Annotated in this window: 16 protein-coding genes; 9 read left to right on the top strand and 7 right to left on the bottom strand. The window is 61.1% G+C overall.

The annotated features are described in order from the left end of the window. Positions 1–2: 2 nt before the first annotated feature. From alc to M1E16_RS07155, 4 genes are all read left to right on the top strand, one after another. Positions 3–998 (top strand): allantoicase, encoded by a 996-nt coding sequence (gene alc / locus M1E16_RS07170; RefSeq protein WP_434699736.1) that lies wholly within the window; start codon positions 3–5, stop codon positions 996–998. A gap of 120 nt (positions 999–1118) precedes the next feature. Further along, positions 1119–1622 carry an ureidoglycolate lyase gene (locus M1E16_RS07165; RefSeq protein ID WP_458129532.1) on the top strand — a complete coding sequence of 168 codons (504 nt, stop codon included), beginning with the start codon at positions 1119–1121 and terminating at the stop codon, positions 1620–1622. A gap of 51 nt (positions 1623–1673) precedes the next feature. After that, positions 1674–2975: a urate hydroxylase PuuD gene (locus M1E16_RS07160; protein ID WP_458129531.1), complete on the top strand. Its 1302-nt coding sequence runs from the start codon at positions 1674–1676 to the stop codon at positions 2973–2975. 374 nt (positions 2976–3349) lie between these two features. Continuing rightward, on the top strand, positions 3350–4135 hold the full coding sequence (locus M1E16_RS07155) for an outer membrane protein OmpK (protein WP_434569445.1): 786 nt from the start codon (positions 3350–3352) through the stop codon (positions 4133–4135). A gap of 224 nt (positions 4136–4359) precedes the next feature. Here M1E16_RS07155 and M1E16_RS07150 read toward each other — a convergent pair whose 3' ends face one another. Further along, the gene (locus M1E16_RS07150) at positions 4360–5706 is read right to left on the bottom strand and encodes a DEAD/DEAH box helicase (protein ID WP_434673780.1); all 1347 of its coding nucleotides are present in this window, start codon (positions 5704–5706) and stop codon (positions 4360–4362) included. Positions 5707–5897: 191 nt separating this feature from the next. Here M1E16_RS07150 and M1E16_RS07145 point away from each other — a divergent pair, with 191 nt between their 5' ends. Then, entirely contained in the window at positions 5898–7196 is a 1299-nt protein-coding gene (locus tag M1E16_RS07145) for a mechanosensitive ion channel family protein (protein ID WP_458129530.1), read from the top strand. A 109-nt stretch (positions 7197–7305) separates the two neighbouring features. Here M1E16_RS07145 and M1E16_RS07140 read toward each other — a convergent pair whose 3' ends face one another. The 3 genes from M1E16_RS07140 to M1E16_RS07130 all read right to left on the bottom strand — a co-directional run bounded on the left by M1E16_RS07140 (position 7306) and on the right by M1E16_RS07130 (position 9580). Beyond that, a complete protein-coding gene (locus M1E16_RS07140; RefSeq protein WP_434603083.1) occupies positions 7306–8172 on the bottom strand; it encodes a carboxylate/amino acid/amine transporter in 867 nt (288 codons plus the stop codon). A 343-nt stretch (positions 8173–8515) separates the two neighbouring features. Beyond that, positions 8516–9115 (bottom strand): FMN-dependent NADH-azoreductase, encoded by a 600-nt coding sequence (locus M1E16_RS07135; RefSeq protein ID WP_434625363.1) that lies wholly within the window; start codon positions 9113–9115, stop codon positions 8516–8518. Positions 9116–9265: 150 nt separating this feature from the next. Further along, entirely contained in the window at positions 9266–9580 is a 315-nt protein-coding gene (locus tag M1E16_RS07130; RefSeq protein ID WP_305496159.1) for a 3-phosphoglycerate kinase, read from the bottom strand. 50 nt (positions 9581–9630) lie between these two features. Between M1E16_RS07130 and M1E16_RS07125 the strand changes: the two genes are divergently transcribed. From M1E16_RS07125 to M1E16_RS07110, 4 genes are all read left to right on the top strand, one after another. After that, positions 9631–10554, top strand: coding sequence for a LysR family transcriptional regulator (locus M1E16_RS07125; protein ID WP_305496160.1), 924 nt, complete (start codon positions 9631–9633; stop codon positions 10552–10554). A 14-nt stretch (positions 10555–10568) separates the two neighbouring features. After that, complete coding sequence (locus M1E16_RS07120) at positions 10569–11372, top strand: alpha/beta fold hydrolase (RefSeq protein WP_434673776.1); 804 nt, start codon at positions 10569–10571, stop codon at positions 11370–11372. Between the two features lie 4 nt (positions 11373–11376). Continuing rightward, positions 11377–11940, top strand: a complete 564-nt coding sequence (locus M1E16_RS07115; protein ID WP_458129529.1) for a peptidylprolyl isomerase — start codon at positions 11377–11379, stop codon at positions 11938–11940. Between the two features lie 85 nt (positions 11941–12025). Further along, positions 12026–13858: an ABC transporter ATP-binding protein gene (locus M1E16_RS07110; protein ID WP_434569451.1), complete on the top strand. Its 1833-nt coding sequence runs from the start codon at positions 12026–12028 to the stop codon at positions 13856–13858. 165 nt (positions 13859–14023) lie between these two features. Here M1E16_RS07110 and M1E16_RS07105 read toward each other — a convergent pair whose 3' ends face one another. The 3 genes from M1E16_RS07105 to M1E16_RS07095 form a co-directional block, all read right to left on the bottom strand. Continuing rightward, positions 14024–15148, bottom strand: a complete 1125-nt coding sequence (locus M1E16_RS07105; RefSeq protein WP_434625370.1) for a GNAT family N-acetyltransferase — start codon at positions 15146–15148, stop codon at positions 14024–14026. 139 nt (positions 15149–15287) lie between these two features. Further along, positions 15288–16598, bottom strand: a complete 1311-nt coding sequence (locus tag M1E16_RS07100) for an OprO/OprP family phosphate-selective porin (protein WP_434603077.1) — start codon at positions 16596–16598, stop codon at positions 15288–15290. Between the two features lie 327 nt (positions 16599–16925). Continuing rightward, a complete protein-coding gene (locus tag M1E16_RS07095; protein WP_458129528.1) occupies positions 16926–18047 on the bottom strand; it encodes a beta-ketoacyl-ACP synthase III in 1122 nt (373 codons plus the stop codon). Positions 18048–18175 lie beyond the last annotated feature (128 nt).

Here is an 18175-nt window from a genome sequence, read left to right as displayed (position 1 = left end):
GAATGAAAGCTTACGCCGTACCGTTCGAGAAATTCGTCAACCTGGCCGACGCCCGCCTGGGCACCAGGATCATTTCGGTGACCGATGACTGGTTCGCCGATGCCAACCGCCTGTTCCAGCCGACCCCGGCCGTATGGAAGGAGGGTGTGTTCGACGATAACGGCAAATGGATGGACGGCTGGGAGTCGCGCCGCAAGCGTTTCGAAGGCTACGACAGCGCGGTGATCCGCCTCGGCGTGCCGGGCTCGATCAAGGGCGTGGATATCGACACCTCATTCTTCACCGGTAATTACCCACCGTCGGCCTCCCTGGAAGCCTGTTTCCTGGCTGAAGGCGAGCCGGATGAAAACACCCAGTGGACCGAAGTGCTGTCGGCCGTCGAGCTGAAGGGCGACAGCCACCACTACCACGAAATCAGCAATGACCAGGCGTTCAGCCATCTGCGCTTCAACATCTATCCGGACGGTGGCGTGGCCCGCCTGCGGGTCTACGGCATTCCATACCGCGACTGGTCCGCGGTCGGCGACAACGAACAGATTGACTTGGCTGCCGCCCTCAATGGTGGCCGTGCCCTGGCCTGCTCCGACGAGCACTTCGGCCGCATGAGCAACATCCTCAACCCGGGCCGTGGCGTGAACATGGGCGACGGCTGGGAAACCGCCCGTCGGCGCACCCCCGGCAATGATTGGGTAATCGTCGCCCTGGGCCATGCCGGCATTGTTGAGAAAGTCGTCGTCGATACCCTGCACTTCAAGGGCAACTACCCGGACAGCTGCTCGATCCAGGGCGCGTTCGTCAAAGGCGGCACCGACAGCCAGATCGAAACCCAGTCGTTATTCTGGCGTGAACTGCTGCCGAGCCAGAAGCTGGAAATGCACGCCGAACACACCTTCGCCGAGCAGATCAAGGCACTGGGGCCGATCACGCACATCCGTCTGAACGTGTTCCCGGACGGTGGCGTGAGCCGCCTGCGGGTATTGGGCAAGGTCGCTAAATAGCAGTGAAGCCAATCGCGAGCAGGCTCGCTCCCACAGGGGTATGCGATCAAATGTGGGAGCGAGCCTGCTCGCGATAGCAATAGAACAGACAACAACGAATTCAAGGTTAAGAAGACCAGCATGCGCACACTCAACATCGAGCCATTGACCAAAGAAGCCTTCGCCCCGTTCGGTGACGTGATCGAAACCGACGGCAGCGATCACTTCATGATCAACAACGGTTCGACCATGCGCTTCCACCGCCTGGCGACGGTCGAGACCGCCACGCCGGACGACCAGGCGATCATCAGCATCTTCCGCGCCGACGCGCTGCAGATGCCGTTGACCGTGCGCATGCTGGAGCGCCATCCGCTGGGCAGCCAGGCCTTCATTCCGCTGCTCGGCAACCCCTTTCTGATCGTGGTCGCGCCACTTGGCGATGCACCTGTATCAGGCTTGGTCCGCGCCTTCGTCACCAACGGCAGGCAGGGCATCAATTACCATCGCGGCGTCTGGCACCACCCGGTGCTGACGATCGAAAAGCGGGATGACTTCCTGGTGGTTGATCGCAGTGGCAAAGGCAACAACTGCGATGAACATTTTTTCCAAGAGGATGAGCTGTTGATCCTCGCCCCCCACCAATAAGAGAAGGTCCGATCACCCGAAGACAAGGGTGACGGGCGAGAGGTAAAGACTGTGGAAGCACATATGCTGGAATGGCTGAACCTGAGCGTGCGCTGGGTTCACATGATCACTGGCGTGGCCTGGATCGGCGCGTCGTTCTACTTCGTCTGGCTGGAAAACAACCTCAATCGCGTCAATCCCCGGAGCGGCCTGGCCGGTGATTTATGGGCCATCCACGGTGGCGGCATCTACCACCTGGAAAAATACAAACTCGCGCCCCCGTCCATGCCGGACAACCTGCACTGGTTCAAATGGGAAGCCTATTTCACCTGGATGTCGGGCATCGCCCTGCTGTGCCTGGTGTTCTATTGGAACCCGACCGTCTACCTGCTGGCTCCCGGCAGCAGCCTGAGCGGCGCTGAGGGTGTTGCCCTGGGCATCGGTTCATTGTTCGTTGGCTGGTTCGTCTATTCGGCACTCTGCGACTCGGCACTCGGCAAGCGCCCCGTCCTGCTCGGCCTGATTCTGTTCGTGCTGTTGATCGCCGCGGCCTACGGCTTCAGCAAGGTGTTCAGCGGTCGCGGCGCCTACCTGCATGTCGGCGCCGTCATCGGTACGATCATGGTCGGCAACGTGTTCCGCATCATCATGCCGGCACAGCGCGCCTTGGTGGCGGCCATCGCCGAGAACCGCACACCTGACCCGGCGTTGCCGGCCAAGGGCCTGTTGCGTTCGCGCCACAACAACTACTTCACCCTGCCGGTGCTGTTCATCATGATCAGCAACCACTTCCCGAGCACCTACGGCAGCCAGTACAACTGGCTGATCCTGGCCGGGATCGCCGTGGCGGCCGTGTTGGTGCGTCATTACTTCAACACCCGCCATGACAGCAACCGGTTCGCCTGGACGCTGCCGGTCGGCGCCCTGGCGATGATCTGCCTGGCTTACGTCACCGGGCCCAAGCCAATGCCAACGGCACCGGAAGTCGCCAAGGCTCCTGGCGTGATCGAGTATCAACCGTTGCCGGAAACGGCAGTGGGCGGCGGGGCCAAACCGGCCACGGCGCCAGCCGCTCCGGCAACGGCGCCCGCCCAGGCGTCCACTGCGCAGGGCCCGTCATTTGAAAAGGTCCACAGCGTGATCCAGGAGCGCTGCTCGGTCTGTCATTCGGCCAAGCCCACCAGTCCGCTGTTCAGCGCCGCGCCAGGCGGGGTGATCTTCGATACGCCGCAGCAGATCCAGCAACAGGCCGCACGCATCCAGGCCCAGGCCGTGACCACCCAGATCATGCCCTTGGGCAACATCACCCAGATGACCCAGCAGGAACGTGACCTGATCGGCGCCTGGATCACCCAGGGCGCACGCACCAACTAGTCCGGCCAGACACACCCCGCTCCACCCGCAATACCGCAGACAGGCAGGCCGGCACACGACCGGTCGCCTGTCAGCGGCCGCCTGCGCCTCAACAATAAGAACAAGAGGAAAGCTTTATGCATGCGCTCCATCGTCACGCCTCCAGATGCGCCGTCGCAGCGCACTTGAGTCGCTCCAGGCAAGTCCGTATCCTGCGCGGCCGTTCAAACCCGGACACCTCAAAATAATCATCAGGTCCTGAGCGACCCACCGACTTTCAGCCACTGCCACAAACAAAAAGCTGACCGAACGGATGTTTTGTCCGTGGAAAAAGGCGCCACACCAGAGCGCTGACGACAACAACGCGGTACTACTTACCTTTGGGAGCAAACCGAATGAAACGTACGTGCACCAGCCTGATACTCGCAGGATCGTTGCTCGCCGGCAGCCAAGCCATGGCCGGCGATCTGTTGCAGTGGCAGAACAACAGCCTGAGTTACCTCTACGGCAAGGATTTCCAGATCAATCCGCGTATCCAGCAGACCGTGACGTTCGAACACGCCGATGCCTGGACCTACGGCGACAACTTCTTCTTCCTCGACCGGATCTTCTACAACGGCGAGGACGACAGCAATTCCGGCCCGAACACCTACTACGGCGAGTTCAGTCCGCGCCTGTCGTTCGGCAAGATCTTTGATCAGAAGCTGGAACTGGGCCCGGTCAAGGACGTGCTGCTGGCGATGACCTATGAGTTTGGCGAAGGTGACAACGAGTCCTACCTGATCGGCCCGGGTTTCGACCTGGCGATTCCCGGCTTCGATTACTTCCAGCTGAACTTTTATAACCGCCAGACCGAAGGCTCGCGGGCGGGCGACAACGTCTGGCAGATCACCCCGGTCTGGGCCGTCACCGTCCCGGTGGGTTCATCCGACATTCTGTTCGATGGGTTCATCGACTGGGTCGTCGACAACGACAGCAACGCCAAGGGCACGTACCACGCCAACCTGCATATCGTCCCGCAGATCAAATATGACCTGGGCAAGGCGTTGAAGCTCGGCGCCAAGCAGCTGTACGTGGGCGTGGAATACGACTACTGGAAGAACAAGTACGCCATCGAGGACAGTGAAAGCTTCAAGACCAACCAGAGCAATACCAGCCTGTTGGTCAAATACCATTTCTGACTCGGCGTACCCATAAAAAAACCGGACCCAAGGTCCGGTTTTCATCTGGATAGAACGATACACCGTGTAGATACAACCATGCACCGTGGCGAGGGAGCTTGCTCCCGCTGGGCTGCGTAGCGGCCCTTTTTTGTGAGCGCTTCGCGCTGGAGCGCCAGCCCGGTCAAGCGGGAGCAAGCTCCCTCGCCACGGGTCTGTTTCCACCCGGGTTCTCGTTCATGGGCTTATTCAGCCGCCGGCGCCTCGGGCTTGCGGCGTTTGAGCGGGGCCATGCCGTCCTTGCTGACCAGCGATGGCGCGTCGCTCTTCGGGCGGTTGGCGGTCTTGCGCTTGGTCGGGGCCTTGGCGCCGGTTTTTTTCTTGTCGCCCTTGGCGTCGACCTTTTTCTTCTTCACGCCAACGGCTTTGCCCGACGCCTTGACCTTTTTCGGTCCGCCGTAGGTGCCTTTGACTTCCTTGATGGTACGGCGCTCGAAGCTCTGCTTGAGGTAGCGCTCGACGCTCGACATTAGGTTCCAGTCGCCGTGGCAGATCAGCGAGATCGCCAGGCCATCGTTGCCGGCGCGACCGGTGCGGCCGATGCGGTGCACGTACTCGTCGCCGCTGCGGGGCATGTCGAAGTTGATGACCATGTCCAGGCCGTCGACGTCCAGGCCACGGGCCGCGACATCGGTGGCAACCAGGATCTTCACACCGCCCTGCTTGAGGCGGTCGATGGCCAGCTTGCGGTCCTTCTGGTCTTTCTCGCCGTGCAGCACGAACGCCTTGTATTCCTGGGCGACGAGACGACCGTAGATACGGTCGGCCATGGCCCGGGTGTTGGTGAACACGATGGCTTTTTCGTAGGTCTCGTTGGCCAGCAACCAGTTCACAATCTGCTCTTTGTGCTGGTTGTGGTCAGCGGTGATGATCTGCTGGCGAGTCGTGGAGTTCAGCTGGCTGACCGCGTTGAGCTGCAAGTGCTCAGGGTTGTTCAGGACCTTGGCGATCATCTCGCGCAGGCCCGAACCGCCAGTGGTGGCGGAGAACAGCATGGTCTGCTGGCGATTGACGCATTCATCCACCAGGCGCTGCACGTCTTCGGCAAAACCCATGTCCAGCATGCGGTCGGCTTCGTCCAGCACCAGCACTTCGACTTCCTTGAGGTCGAGGTTGCCGGCGTTCAGTTGCTCGATCATCCGCCCCGGCGTGCCGATCAGGATATCCGGCACCTTGCGCAGCATGGCGGCCTGGACCTTGAAATCTTCCCCGCCGGTGATCAGGCCGGACTTGATGAAGGTGAACTGCGAAAAGCGCTCCACTTCCTTCAAGGTCTGCTGGGCCAGTTCGCGGGTCGGCAGCAGGATCAGGGTCTTGATGCTGACGCGGACCTTGGCCGGGCCGATCAGGCGATTGAGGATCGGCAGCACGAACGCAGCGGTCTTGCCGCTGCCGGTCTGCGCCGTCACCCGCAGGTCACGCCCCTGGAGCGCGAGCGGAATAGCCGCTGCCTGCACCGGCGTTGGCTCGACAAATTTAAGCTCGGCCACGGCTTTGAGCAGGCGTTCGTGCAGGGCGAATTGGGAAAACACGGGTGCTACCTCGAAGAAATGCAAAAAAACAGCTGCATAGGTTACCGGTTTCGAGCGCGCAGGCCGAGTTTCTTTATACAAACGGCTGCAAATCAGTGTGTTTTCAAGACCGGATTTGTCATCAACGGTCACTTCGCCACGCTTAAATGCTCTAATTCGCCCATCGCGCTCATTAGAAGACCGTCTCGTCCATGGATATCAAACAATTCTGGCTCAACCTTCAGGATTTCTGGGGGGCCCTGGATCAGCACCCGCTCCTGCATTCCGGTCTCGCCCTGGCCCTGCTGCTGGCGATCGCGCTGGTGCTCGGGCGCGTGGCGCGTTACCTGATCCTGCACGGCGCCAAGCTGATCGGCCGCCAACCGGCCCTGCACTGGGTCAACGACCTGCGCCAGAACAAAGTCTTTCATCGCCTGGCGCAGACGACGCCGTCGCTGATCATCCAGTTCGGCCTGCACCTGGTGCCGGGGCTGAGCAAGACCAGCACGGTCTTCCTCGGCAATGTCGCGCTGGCCTTCACCATCCTGTTCATGCTGCTGGCCGTCAGTGCCCTGCTCACTGCGCTGCTGGACGTCTATGCTCGCACCGAACACGCCCGCACCCGCTCGATCAAGGGCTACGTGCAACTGACAAAAATGGTCCTCTACGTGTTCGGCGCGATCATCATCGTCGCCACGCTGATCGACCGTTCACCGCTGTTGCTGCTGTCGGGCCTGGGTGCGATGTCGGCGGTGATCCTCCTGGTCTACAAGGACACGCTGCTGTCGTTTGTCGCCAGCGTGCAGTTGACCAGCAACGACATGCTGCGGGTCGGCGACTGGATCGAAATGCCCCAGGTCGGCGCCGACGGTGATGTGGTGGACATCACGTTGCACACGGTGAAGGTGCAGAATTTCGACAAGACCATCGTCTCGATCCCCACCTGGCGCCTGATGTCCGAATCGTTCAAGAACTGGCGCGGCATGCAGCAATCCGGCGGACGGCGGATCAAGCGCAGCCTGTTCATCGATGCCAGCGGCGTGCGCTTCCTGCACGACGAGGAAGAACAGCGCTTGACGCAGGTGCGCCTGCTGACCGATTACATCGGCCGCAAGCAGGCCGAGCTCAAGGCCTGGAACGAAGCCCAGGGCAACGTCGCGGCGATGGCGGCCAACCGCCGGCGGATGACCAACCTGGGCACTTTCCGCGCCTATGCCCTGGCCTATCTGAAAAGCCACCCGGAGATCCAGCCGAACATGACCTGCATGGTCCGCCAGCTGCAGACCACTGCCCAGGGTATCCCGCTGGAAATCTACTGCTTCACCGGCACCACCGTGTGGGCCGACTACGAGCGCATCCAGGGGGATATCTTCGATTACCTGCTGGCGGTGATGCCAGAGTTCGGGCTGGGCTTGTACCAACAGCCGAGCGGTACGGATCTGCGGGCGGGGTTGCTGCCGGCGGTGTTGGGCGCAAGCCATATTCCGGAGCCGGAAAAGCAGGTGGTCTGATCCACCATGGCCCCCGGTGGGAGCGAGCCTGCTCGCGAAAGCACAGTGTCAGGCAGCAGATTATTATCTGACACGACGCCTTCGCGAGCAGGCTCGCTCCCACAAGGGTTCAGTGTGAAGGCTGAGGCTGGCGTATCCCCAACCGACTGATCCACACCGCCGCCAATATCACCGACCCACCCAGCAGTAACCGACCCAACGCCTCATGCTGGTTCCAGATCAGCAGGTTCACCAGCAACCCCACCGGCACGTGCAGGTTGTTCATTACCGCCAATGTCCCGCCGTTCACCAGGCATGCGCCCTTATTCCACCAATACAGCCCCAGCGCGGTGGAGACCAGGCCGAGGAATACCAGCACGCCCCATTGCAACGGCGCTTCAGGCCAGAAATCGGCCTTGCCGAACAGCAGGAAGGCCGGCAGCGCGACCATCAGCGCGCCGAGGTAGAAATAGCCGAAACGCCGATAGTGCGGCAGGTCGCTCGGGTGCCGTGCCACCAGGTGCTTGTACAACACTTGCCCGGCCGCGTAGGTGAAGTTCGCCAGTTGCAGCAGCAAAAAGCCCATGAAGAAATCCGGGTTGATCCGGTCATAACGAATCACCGCCGCGCCGGCCACCGCCACCAGCGCCGCAATCAAGGCCCAAGGGTTGAAACGCCGATTGAGTGCATCTTCGATCAAGGTCACGTGCAGGGGCGTGAGGATGGTGAACAGCAGCACTTCCGGCACCGTCAGTACGCGGAAACTCAGGTAAAGGCAAACGTAGGTCACGCCGAACTGCAGGGCACCGATCAGCAGCATGCCGCGCATGAACGACGGCTCAACCTGGCGCCAGCGGGTCAGTGGAATGAACACCAGCCCCGCCAACACTACGCGCACCAGCACCGCGAAATAACTGTCGACATGCCCGGCCAGGTATTCGCCGATCAGGCTGAAGGAAAACGCCTGGATCAAGGTCACAAAAAGTAGATAGCCCATACCGCCCCTCGTTTCGAATGGCGGCGAAGATAGCGGTTTTTGGGGCTTGTCGCGAGTTACCCCAACACCGGGAACCTTGTGGGAGCGAGCCTGCTCGCGAAAGCGGAGTATCAGGCAACAGATGTATTGACTGACAGGATGCCTTCGCGAGCAGGCTCGCTCCCACAGGGGATGTGTAGCGGTCACCAGATCGCAGGCAAAAAAAAGCCCGATCTCGCTTCAGCGTTCAATCGGGCGGCTGCACTCAGGAGCAATAAGTGCCAAGGGAGGTTCGATGCGCAAAACGGTTTGAAGGGAAGCGCCAAGTCACTAGAACACCTGGCGATTACCCGAGGATTAACGCTCAGGCCACTTGGGATAGCTTGGCGTTGGCCTGGTTCAGGCCCTTCTCCTGGAAGTCGCCGCCCAGGTTCATGCCTTCGGCATGGATGAAGGTCACGTCGTGGATACCGATGAAGCCCATGACTTGGCGCAGGTACGGTTCCTGGTGATCGGTGCTGCCACCGGCGTGAATGCCGCCGCGGGCGGTGAGCACGAAAGCGCGCTTGCCGGTCAACAGCCCCTGGGGACCGGTGGGGGTGTACTTGAAGGTCACGCCGGCGCGCAGCACGTGGTCGAGCCAGGCTTTCAAGGTGCTCGGGATGGCGAAGTTGTACATCGGCGCGGCCATCACCAGAACATCGGCGGCGAGCAGCTCATCGGTCAGCTGGTTGGAGCGCTCCAGGGAGGCGTTCTCGAGGTCGTTGCGCTGCTCGGTCGGTTTCATCCAGCCCCCCAGCAGATGGGCGTCCAGGTGCGGAACAGGGTTGACTGCCAGGTCGCGAACGCTGATCTCATCGGCCGGATGCGCGGCTTTCCACTGGCTGATGAAGGTCTGGGTCAGTTGACGGGAAACCGAGTCTTGTTGGCGGGCACTGCTTTCGATGATCAGAACGCGGGACATGGCTTGTAGGCTCCATCTGAGAATGTTGTAAGTCGATGGAGTGAAGGTTAAGCGCGATCATATCGATGAAAAAGCGCAAATAATTGCTGCAAAACATCGATTATTTCGTTTATAAGCGGAGCACGCCTTGTGACGCTGCCCCGCCGCTGGTTATTTCGGCTTGCAGGTCAGCTCGATGCGCAGCTTGATGATGTTGCGGTTGAACTTGGCGGTGGCGTTCTTGAACTTGCCGGCGGCGACTTCGATCTTGCGGGTTCGCGGCGCTTCGGGGCCGTTGCGAAACACCACGCTGCACGCCGCGTCGGTGCTGCCGTAGTTGTTGACCTGGATCGAGCCGATGTCGGCATCGGTGTCGTAGGCGGTGTAGTCGATGCTCAAGCCGTTGAGGTGTTTTTCCACGTCGATCGGGTAGGCAAAGGCACTCAGCGGCAGCAGGGCCAGCAGCGCACAACAGATTTTTTTCATTCGGCAGTCTCCACGAGGGGACCGCCAGCTTAGGACAAGAGGAGCTCAATATGAAAGCGCCCCGCGTGACCCTTGATCAATGGCGAACGTTGCAGGCGGTGGTGGACCATGGTGGTTTCGCCCAGGCCGCCGAAGTACTGCACCGCTCTCAATCATCGGTGAGCTACACCGTGGCCCGCATGCAGGATCAGCTCGGCGTGCCGTTGCTGCGTATCGACGGACGCAAGGCCGTGCTGACCGAAGCCGGCGGCGTGCTGCTGCGCCGTTCCCGGCAACTGGTGAAACAGGCCAGCCAGCTGGAAGACCTGGCCCACCACATGGAGCAGGGTTGGGAAGCTGAAGTGCGCCTGGTGGTCGACGCGGCCTACCCCACTGCCCGCCTCGTCCGCGCCCTGACCGCATTCATGCCGCAGAGCCGGGGCTGCCGGGTGCGGCTGCGCGAAGAAGTCTTGTCCGGCGTCGAAGAGGTGCTGCTCGAAGGCGTCGCCGACCTTGCCATCAGCGGCTTCAGCATTCCCGGTTACCTGGGCGCGGAACTGAGCGATGTCGAATTCGTCGCGGTGGCCCATCCCGAGCACGCTCTGCACCGACTCAACCGCGAGCTGACGTTCCAGGACCTGGAAAGCCAGCTGCAAGTGGTGATCCGCGACTCCGGCCGCCAGCAGCCCCGCGATGTCGGCTGGCTCGGCGCCGAACAGCGCTGGACCGTCGGAAGCCTGGCCACCGCCGCGACATTCGTCGGCAGCGGCCTGGGCTTTGCCTGGCTGCCCCGGCACATGATCGAGCGAGAACTCAGGGAGGGCACGCTCAAACGTCTACCCTTGGATCAGGGCGCCAGCCGCAACCCGAGCTTCTACCTGTATTCGAACAAGGAAAAGCCCCTGGGACCGGCCACGCAGATTCTCATCGAGCTGCTGCGCACCTTCGATACCGCGCCGCTGGATGCGCCGTTCGCTGCCCCTGAACAAGCCTGACAAGGATCTCGCCGATGGCCTTTTTCGAACATGAAGGTTGCAACCTGCACTATGAGGAATATGGCCACGGCACACCGTTGGTGCTGGTCCACGGGTTGGGCTCCAGCACTCGCGACTGGGAAAAGCAGATTCCCGTGTTGTCGCGCCACTACCGCCTGATCGTGATGGATGTGCGCGGCCACGGCCGCTCCGACAAGCCGCGCGAGCACTACAGCATCGCGGGCTTCAGCGCCGACCTGGGCGCCCTGATCGAGCACCTCGATCTCGGCCCGGTGCACCTGGTGGGCTGGTCCATGGGCGGCATGATCTGTTTCCAGCTGGCCGTGGACGAACCCGCACGGGTCAGGAGCCTGTGCATCGTCAACAGTGCCCCTGAAGTCAAAGTCCGTACGCCCGACGATTGCTGGCAATGGTTCAAGCGCTGGAGCCTGATGCGCCTGCTGAGCCTGGAAACCATCGGCAAGGCCCTCGGCGAGAAGTTGTTTCCCAAGCCCGAACAAACCGAACTGCGCCTGGAAATGGCCCGGCGTTGGGCAGAGAACGACAAACGTGCCTATCTCGCCAGTTTCGACGCCATTGTCGGCTGGGGCGTGCAGGAACACCTGGCGCAAATTGCCTGTCCAACCCTCATTATCTGCGCCGACCACGACTACACCCCGGTGGCGCTGAAAGAGGCCTATGTAAAACTGCTGCCTGACGCACGACTGGCAGTCATCGCCGATTCACGGCACGCTACGCCCCTGGATCAACCCGAACGCTTCAACCAGACCCTGCTCGAATTCTTGACCGCAACCGACTTCACTACCCAGGATCACTGAACCCATGCTGAAAAAAATCGCCCTCGCCGCCGGCACCGTACTGTTTGCTGCCAACCTGATGGCTGCCACGCCGGCCAAGGCACCACACGTCCTGCTGGACACCACCAACGGCCAGATCGAAATCGAACTGGACCCGGTCAAGGCGCCCATCAGTACCAAGAACTTCCTTGAGTACGTCGACAGCGGCTTCTACAACAACACGATTTTCCATCGCGTGATCCCGGGTTTCATGGCCCAGGGCGGCGGTTTCACCCAGCAGATGCAGCAGAAAGACACCAAGCCACCGATCAAGAACGAAGCCAGCAATGGCCTGCATAACGTTCGCGGCACCTTGTCGATGGCCCGCACATCCAACCCGGATTCGGCCACCAGCCAGTTCTTCATCAACGTGGCCGACAACGCTTTCCTCGACCCGGGCCGCGACGCCGGCTACGCGGTATTCGCCAAGGTGGTCAAGGGCATGGACGTGGTGGACATCATCGTCAACTCCCAGACCACCACCAAACAAGGCATGCAAAACGTGCCGGTCGATCCTGTGATCATCAAGTCGGCCAAGCGCATCGACTGAACCCACAGGGCAAGCCTGAGCGGCGCCGGCAAACCCGCGCCGCCCACCGCAAAAAAGGAGAGCCCCCGCCCGGGCTATGTACCCCATGGTTTACCGCCGTTTTGAAAAACTGATCGACATCTTCCGCGACGCCCCGACCTCGGCCCCGCCGAACCGCGTCCTGCCCTTCTACACGTATTACCTGAAACAGGTCTGGCCCAGCTTCGCCGCACTGCTGGTGGTCGGCCTGATCGGCGCGCTGATCGAAGTGGCGCTGTTCAGCTACCTGAGCCGCATCATCGACCTGACCCAGGCCACGCCCAACACCGACTTCTTCAAGCTGCACGGCCTCGAGCTGGCCTGGATGGCGGTGGTCGCGCTGGTGTTCCGGCCGATCTTCGTGGCCCTGCATGACCTGCTGGTGCACCAGACCCTGAGCCCGAGCATGACCAGCCTGATCCGCTGGCAAAACCACAGCTACGTGCTCAAGCAGAGCCTGAACTTCTTCCAGAACGACTTCGCCGGGCGCATCGCCCAGCGCATCATGCAGACCGGCAACTCCCTGCGCGACTCGGCGGTACAGGCCGTGGATGCGTTGTGGCACGTGCTGATCTATGCCATCAGCTCACTGGTGCTGTTCGCCGAAGCCGACTGGCGCCTGATGATCCCGCTGCTGGCCTGGATCGCCGCCTACATCGGCGCGCTCTGCTACTTCGTGCCACGGGTCAAGGAACGCTCCGTGGTGTCCTCCGATGCGCGCTCCAAGCTCATGGGCCGGATCGTCGACGGCTACACCAACATCACCACCCTGAAGCTGTTCGCCCACACCAACTTCGAACAGCAATACGCTCGCGAAGCCATCGAGGAACAGACCGAGAAAGCCCAGTTGGCCGGCCGCGTGGTGACGAGCATGGACGTGGTCATCACCAGCATGAACGGGCTCCTGATCGTCGGCACCACCGCCCTGGCGCTGTGGCTGTGGACGCAATCGCTCATCAGCGTCGGCGCCATTGCCCTGGCCACCGGCCTGGTGATCCGCATCGTCAACATGTCCGGCTGGATCATGTGGGTGGTCACCGGCATTTTCGAAAACATCGGCATGGTCCAGGACGGCTTGCAGTCTATCTCCCAGCCGGTCAGCGTCACCGACCGCGAGCAGGCCAAGCCGCTCGCGGTGGCCCGTGGCGAGGTGCGTTTCGAACATGTGGATTTTCACTACGGCAAGAAAAGCGGCGTGATCAGCGACCTGAACCTGACCATCAGGCCCGGCGAGAAAATCGGCTTGATCGGGCCGTCCGGCGCGGGTAAATCCACGCTGGTGAACCTGCTGCTGCGCCTCTATGACGTGCAGGGCGGACGCATCCTCATCGACGGCCAGGACATTGCCCATGTCGGGCAGGAAAGCCTGCGCGAACGCATCGGCATGATCACCCAGGACACCTCGCTGCTGCACCGCTCGATCCGCGACAACCTGCTTTACGGCAAGCCCGACGCCACCGACGCGCAACTCTGGGAAGCGGTGCACAAGGCCCGTGCCGATCAGTTCATCCCGTTACTGTCGGACGCCGAAGGCCGCAGCGGTTTCGATGCGCACGTCGGTGAGCGCGGCGTGAAGCTCTCCGGTGGCCAGCGCCAACGCATCGCCATCGCCCGGGTATTGCTCAAGGATGCGCCGATCCTGATCATGGACGAAGCGACCTCCGCGCTGGATTCGGAAGTCGAGGCGGCGATCCAGGAAAGTCTCGAGACGCTGATGCAAGGCAAGACCGTGATCGCCATCGCCCACCGCCTCTCGACGATCGCCCGGATGGACCGACTGGTAGTACTGGAAAACGGCCACATCGCCGAGACCGGCAGTCATGCCGAGCTGTTGGCCCATGGCGGGCTGTATGCGCGGCTCTGGCAGCATCAGACGGGTGGATTTGTCGGGATTGATTGACTCCGGAGTCCGCACAAAACCCGTGGCGAGGGAGCTTGCTCCCGCTGGGGTGCACAGCGCCCCCCTTGGGGCCCGGTCCAGCTTCATGGTTGGATTCAGATTTTTTGGGGCTGCTGCGCAGCCCAGCGGGAGCAAGCTCCCTCGCCACGGGGTTTCATAACATCCTCAGCACTGCCGATACGGCAGTGCTGTCCTGGCTTCTTCGGCATACGCCAGCACGCCCTCATGCTCACGCACGAGGAAATCCGCCACCGCCGCCTTCAGGCCCGGATGGCGCAAGTAGTGCCACGAGCGGGTAATCACCGGCTCGAACCCGCGAATCAATTTGTGCTCGCCCTGGGCTCCGGCGTCAAAGCGCTGCAGGCCGTTGGCGATCGCATAGTCCATGCCCTGGTAGAAACACGTCTCGAAGTGCAGGCGATCGAACTCCGCGAGACAGCCCCAGTAACGGCCGTAAAAACTGTCGCCACCGACCAGGCTGAATGCCATCGCCACCGGCCGCGAACCTTGCTTGGCCAGCACCACGCGAATGGCTTCGGGCATGCGCTCGGCCAGCAGGCTGAAGAATGTCCGGGTCAGATAAGGTGCTTGCCGACGCACCGCATAGGTATTGGCGTAACAGGCGTAGACAAAATCCCATTGCGCCTCGTCCAGTTGATGGCCTTCGAGCCACTCGAACTCGATGCCCTGCCCTGCCACTTGCTCGCGCTCCTTGCGCATCTGCTTGCGCTTGCGGGAACTGAGCGCATCAAGGAAATCCTGGAAATCCCGATAGCCGCGATTTTGCCAGTGATACTGGCAACCGATCCGCTGCAGCCAACCGTCCTGACCGGCCAGCGCCGCATCGGTAAAGGCATCGGTGAAGTTGATGTGAGCGCTGGAAAGCCCTTCGATTTCCAGATAACCCGGCAGGCTGCCGAGCAATTCCAGACCGTCCTCCAATGACGCCGCCAGCAGCCGCGGCCCGCTGACCGGACTGAACGGCACCGCTGTCAACAGCTTGGGGTAATAGTCGATGCCCGCTCGGGCACAGGCGTCGGCCCAACCATGATCGAACACGTACTCGCCGTAGGAATGCCACTTGCGGTAACTGGGCAGGGCCGCCAGCAGCCGTCCGTCTTCCATGTGCAACAGGTGCTCGGGCTGCCAACCGGAATGCGCACCCAGGCTGGCGCTGTCTTCAAGGGTGCTTAAAAAAGCGTGGCGCAGGAACGGTTGATTGGCGGGCACCAACGCGTCCCACTCGGGTGACGCGATGGCGGACAGGTTGTCCAGGACGTGAAGCGGCATGCGGTTCCTCGATATCCAGGCGGCGGATTACCCGAGTATCGCCGATCCAGGCCGGTCGGGCATAAAAAAACCCCGCCAGAGGCGGGGTTCAAAGGAGCGTAACGGATGAAAGTGGAGCGGTGTATCAAGTCAAAGCGATTTAGAACACGTACTGAGCGCGGACAACAAAACCATCGCCGTCGTCATCGCCGTTGACGTTGGTGACCTTGTCGGTCTTGGCCTTGACGTAGGCACCGGTGATTTTCACCGCTTCGTTGGCGTACCAGTTCACACCTAGATTGTGCACCTTGGCTTCGGCATCGCCCACTTCGCGGGTCGCCGAGGCAGTGGTGATGTTGTCGTCTTCGACGGTCATGCTGTCGTAGCGGTAGAACACTTCCCAGGCACCGATGGATTTGTTCTGTGGCTTGATCGCGTCAAACTTGCCGACTTTATAACCACGGGACTCGCCGGTGAGGGTGTAGGCACCCTGGACGTAGAAGCCGTGGCCCTTGAGGTCTTCGAAGGCGTCGCTGTCAGCCTTGGTCTTGCGCGAGATGTATTCACCCTGGATCGACGCTGGCCCCATAGCGAAAGCGGCTTCCAGGCCGAAGGCGGTGTCAGTGTCGTACGAACCGGCCGGCGAGTTGTTCGCGCCGCCCAGGACCGGACGGTTGCCGTTAGGACCGGCATCGTTGCCGCCCAGGGTTTCAACGCCACGCATGCCCAGGCGGGAGCGATAACGAGCATCGAACGCAGTGTCGGAGACGTCACGGGAGGCCACGCTCAAACCGAAGTGCAGCACGTTGCCGGCTTCGTGCATCGGCGCGAATACAAAGCGACCGTTGACTTGCTTGACGCTGTCGCCGTCAGCATCGTCATTGTCCTTGCTGAACACGCCGGCCGAAGCATAGAACGAATCAGCGAAAGTGCTGGATGCCTGGATACCCATACCGTTCTGCTTGTCCATGGCCCAATCGACCAGATCGTAGGCGGAGTTTCGCTCAGGCGCGGTGACCCATTTGGAGCTGGTGGCTTTTTCAAGGCCAAAGTCTGGGTCAAAACGGCCAACCTTGATGGAAACCGGTTTGAAACCGTTATAGGCCAGAGACGCCTCGTCGAAGTAGCCGTTATCGGAATCGCCGGTGTTATGGGACATGTCGTAGTTGATGGTGTATGCCCAATCCGTGTACAGCACGCCGGACAGTTCCAAGAAAGCACGACGGAAATAGGCGGCGTCTGCCGAATTGCCATTGTCGGTGTAGATCCCGTCGAACTGGCTGTAGTCAGCCTGCAAACGACCGCCGAGCTTGAAGCTGAACTCTTTGTCAGTGGTAGCGACCTCCAGGCCGCCCTTGGTCTTGACCACGATATCGGCGCCGTCGGTGGTTACGGTGCCGGCGAAAGCCTGGGCGGTTACTGCCATTGCCAGAGCGCTGGCGGCAAAACCTGCGAAGTGCTTACGGATCATCGAAGAATTCCCCTAGTTGGTAGTCTATGCGTTAGAAAACACGCGGAACTGGGCCCGCTGGTGTTGGGAGGGGATCTTGGCGATGGGTTGTGTCAGGCGAGTTGCTATCACATAAAGATTTTATGACAGCGGAACTTTTTACTTCGAAAGGGAATAACAGATTTTCTGCAAAACCTGTGGGAGCGAGCCTGCTCGCGAAAGCGGTAAGTCAGTCAACGTTGCATTGACTGGTCCGCCGCCTTCGCGAGCAGGCTCGCTCCCACATGAAGTTAGGTTTATTGCATGGTGAGGGAGCAAGCTCCCTCGCCACGAATCAAGCAGTCCGGATCAACGCTTGCGCAATATCACGCTGCCGATCGAGTAACCGGCGCCAAACGAGCTGAGCACCGCGACCGAGCCGCTGGTCAAGTCGTCCTGGTACAGGTGAAAGGAAATCACCGAACCCGCCGAGCTGGTGTTGGCGTAGCGGTCGAGAATCACCGGGGCTTCTTCCTCGCTGGCTTCGCGCCCGAGCAGCTTGCGGACGATCAGCTGGTTCATGCTCAGGTTGGCCTGATGCAGCCAGAAACGCTTCACTTCGCCGACGTTCAGCTGGTTTTCCTGCAAATGAGCGCCAATCAATTCAGCGACCATCGGGCAGACGTCGCGAAACACCTTGCGGCCTTCCTGGACGAACAGTTTGTCCCGCGTGCCGATGCCCTCTTCCGCCGCGCGGTTGAGGAAGCCGAAGTTGTTGCGGATGTTGTTGGAGAACTTGGTGAGCAGCTTGGTGCTGACCACGTCGAACTGGTACGGCGATGTCGCCTGGTCCGCCCGCTCGATGATCACCGCCGTGGCTGCGTCGCCGAAGATGAAATGGCTGTCGCGATCACGGAAATTCAAGTGGCCGGTGCACACTTCCGGATTGACCATCAGGATCGCCCGGGCCTGGCCCAGTTGTACGCTGTTGGCGGCGGCCTGGATGCCGAAGGTCGCCGAAGAACAGGCCACGTTCATGTCGAAACCGAACCCTTCGATACCCAAAGCTTCCTGGACTTCGATGGCAATGGCCGGATAGGGACGCTGCAGGTTGGAACAGGCAACGATCACGCCGTCGATGTCAGCGGCGCTGCGACCGGCGCGCTCAAGCGCCTGTTTCGCGGCGCCGACGGCCATTTCGCAGAGCACCGACCATTCTTCGTTGGAGCGCTCCGGCAGGCGCGGCGTCATGCGCTTGGGATCGAGAATACCGTCCTTGTCCATCACGAAACGACTCTTGATGCCTGAAGCCTTTTCGATGAAGGCCGCATTGGACTCGGTAAATGCCTCGACTTCGCCGCGCTCGATGGCCTCGGCGTTGTCGGCGTTGAACTGCGCGACATAGGTATTGAAAGACTGCACCAGCTCTTCGTTGGAGATGCTGTTGGCTGGGGTATACAGGCCGGTGCCGCTGATGACGACGTTATGCATGGTCGTGTCTCTGATCTGTTCAGGCAGAAAGTATTGGCACCGACGTACCAACACGCAAAGGGTCTTTCCCATCCCGTGGGAGCAGACCTGGCATCGCTTTATTCCGATCCGCCCGTGGCAATGAAGCC

The sequence above is a fragment of the Pseudomonas sp. Z2-11 genome, from assembly GCF_054161305.1.
This window is presented reverse-complemented; position numbering and strand designations above follow the sequence as displayed.

Excerpts from the sequence above, each read along its gene's own strand:
- M1E16_RS07120 (WP_434673776.1), top strand. The coding sequence starts at position 10,569 with ATGGCCTTTTTCGAACATGAAGGTTGCAACCTGCACTATGAGGAATAT.
- M1E16_RS07125 (WP_305496160.1), top strand. The coding sequence starts at position 9,631 with ATGAAAGCGCCCCGCGTGACCCTTGATCAATGGCGAACGTTGCAGGCG.
- M1E16_RS07115 (WP_458129529.1), top strand. The coding sequence starts at position 11,377 with ATGCTGAAAAAAATCGCCCTCGCCGCCGGCACCGTACTGTTTGCTGCC.
- M1E16_RS07140 (WP_434603083.1), bottom strand. The coding sequence starts at position 8,172 with ATGGGCTATCTACTTTTTGTGACCTTGATCCAGGCGTTTTCCTTCAGC.
- M1E16_RS07105 (WP_434625370.1), bottom strand. The coding sequence starts at position 15,148 with ATGCCGCTTCACGTCCTGGACAACCTGTCCGCCATCGCGTCACCCGAG.
- M1E16_RS07165 (WP_458129532.1), top strand. The coding sequence starts at position 1,119 with ATGCGCACACTCAACATCGAGCCATTGACCAAAGAAGCCTTCGCCCCG.
- M1E16_RS07155 (WP_434569445.1), top strand. The coding sequence starts at position 3,350 with ATGAAACGTACGTGCACCAGCCTGATACTCGCAGGATCGTTGCTCGCC.
- M1E16_RS07095 (WP_458129528.1), bottom strand. The coding sequence starts at position 18,047 with ATGCATAACGTCGTCATCAGCGGCACCGGCCTGTATACCCCAGCCAAC.
- M1E16_RS07100 (WP_434603077.1), bottom strand. The coding sequence starts at position 16,598 with ATGATCCGTAAGCACTTCGCAGGTTTTGCCGCCAGCGCTCTGGCAATG.
- M1E16_RS07145 (WP_458129530.1), top strand. The coding sequence starts at position 5,898 with ATGGATATCAAACAATTCTGGCTCAACCTTCAGGATTTCTGGGGGGCC.
- M1E16_RS07110 (WP_434569451.1), top strand. The coding sequence starts at position 12,026 with ATGGTTTACCGCCGTTTTGAAAAACTGATCGACATCTTCCGCGACGCC.
- alc (WP_434699736.1), top strand. The coding sequence starts at position 3 with ATGAAAGCTTACGCCGTACCGTTCGAGAAATTCGTCAACCTGGCCGAC.
- M1E16_RS07135 (WP_434625363.1), bottom strand. The coding sequence starts at position 9,115 with ATGTCCCGCGTTCTGATCATCGAAAGCAGTGCCCGCCAACAAGACTCG.
- M1E16_RS07130 (WP_305496159.1), bottom strand. The coding sequence starts at position 9,580 with ATGAAAAAAATCTGTTGTGCGCTGCTGGCCCTGCTGCCGCTGAGTGCC.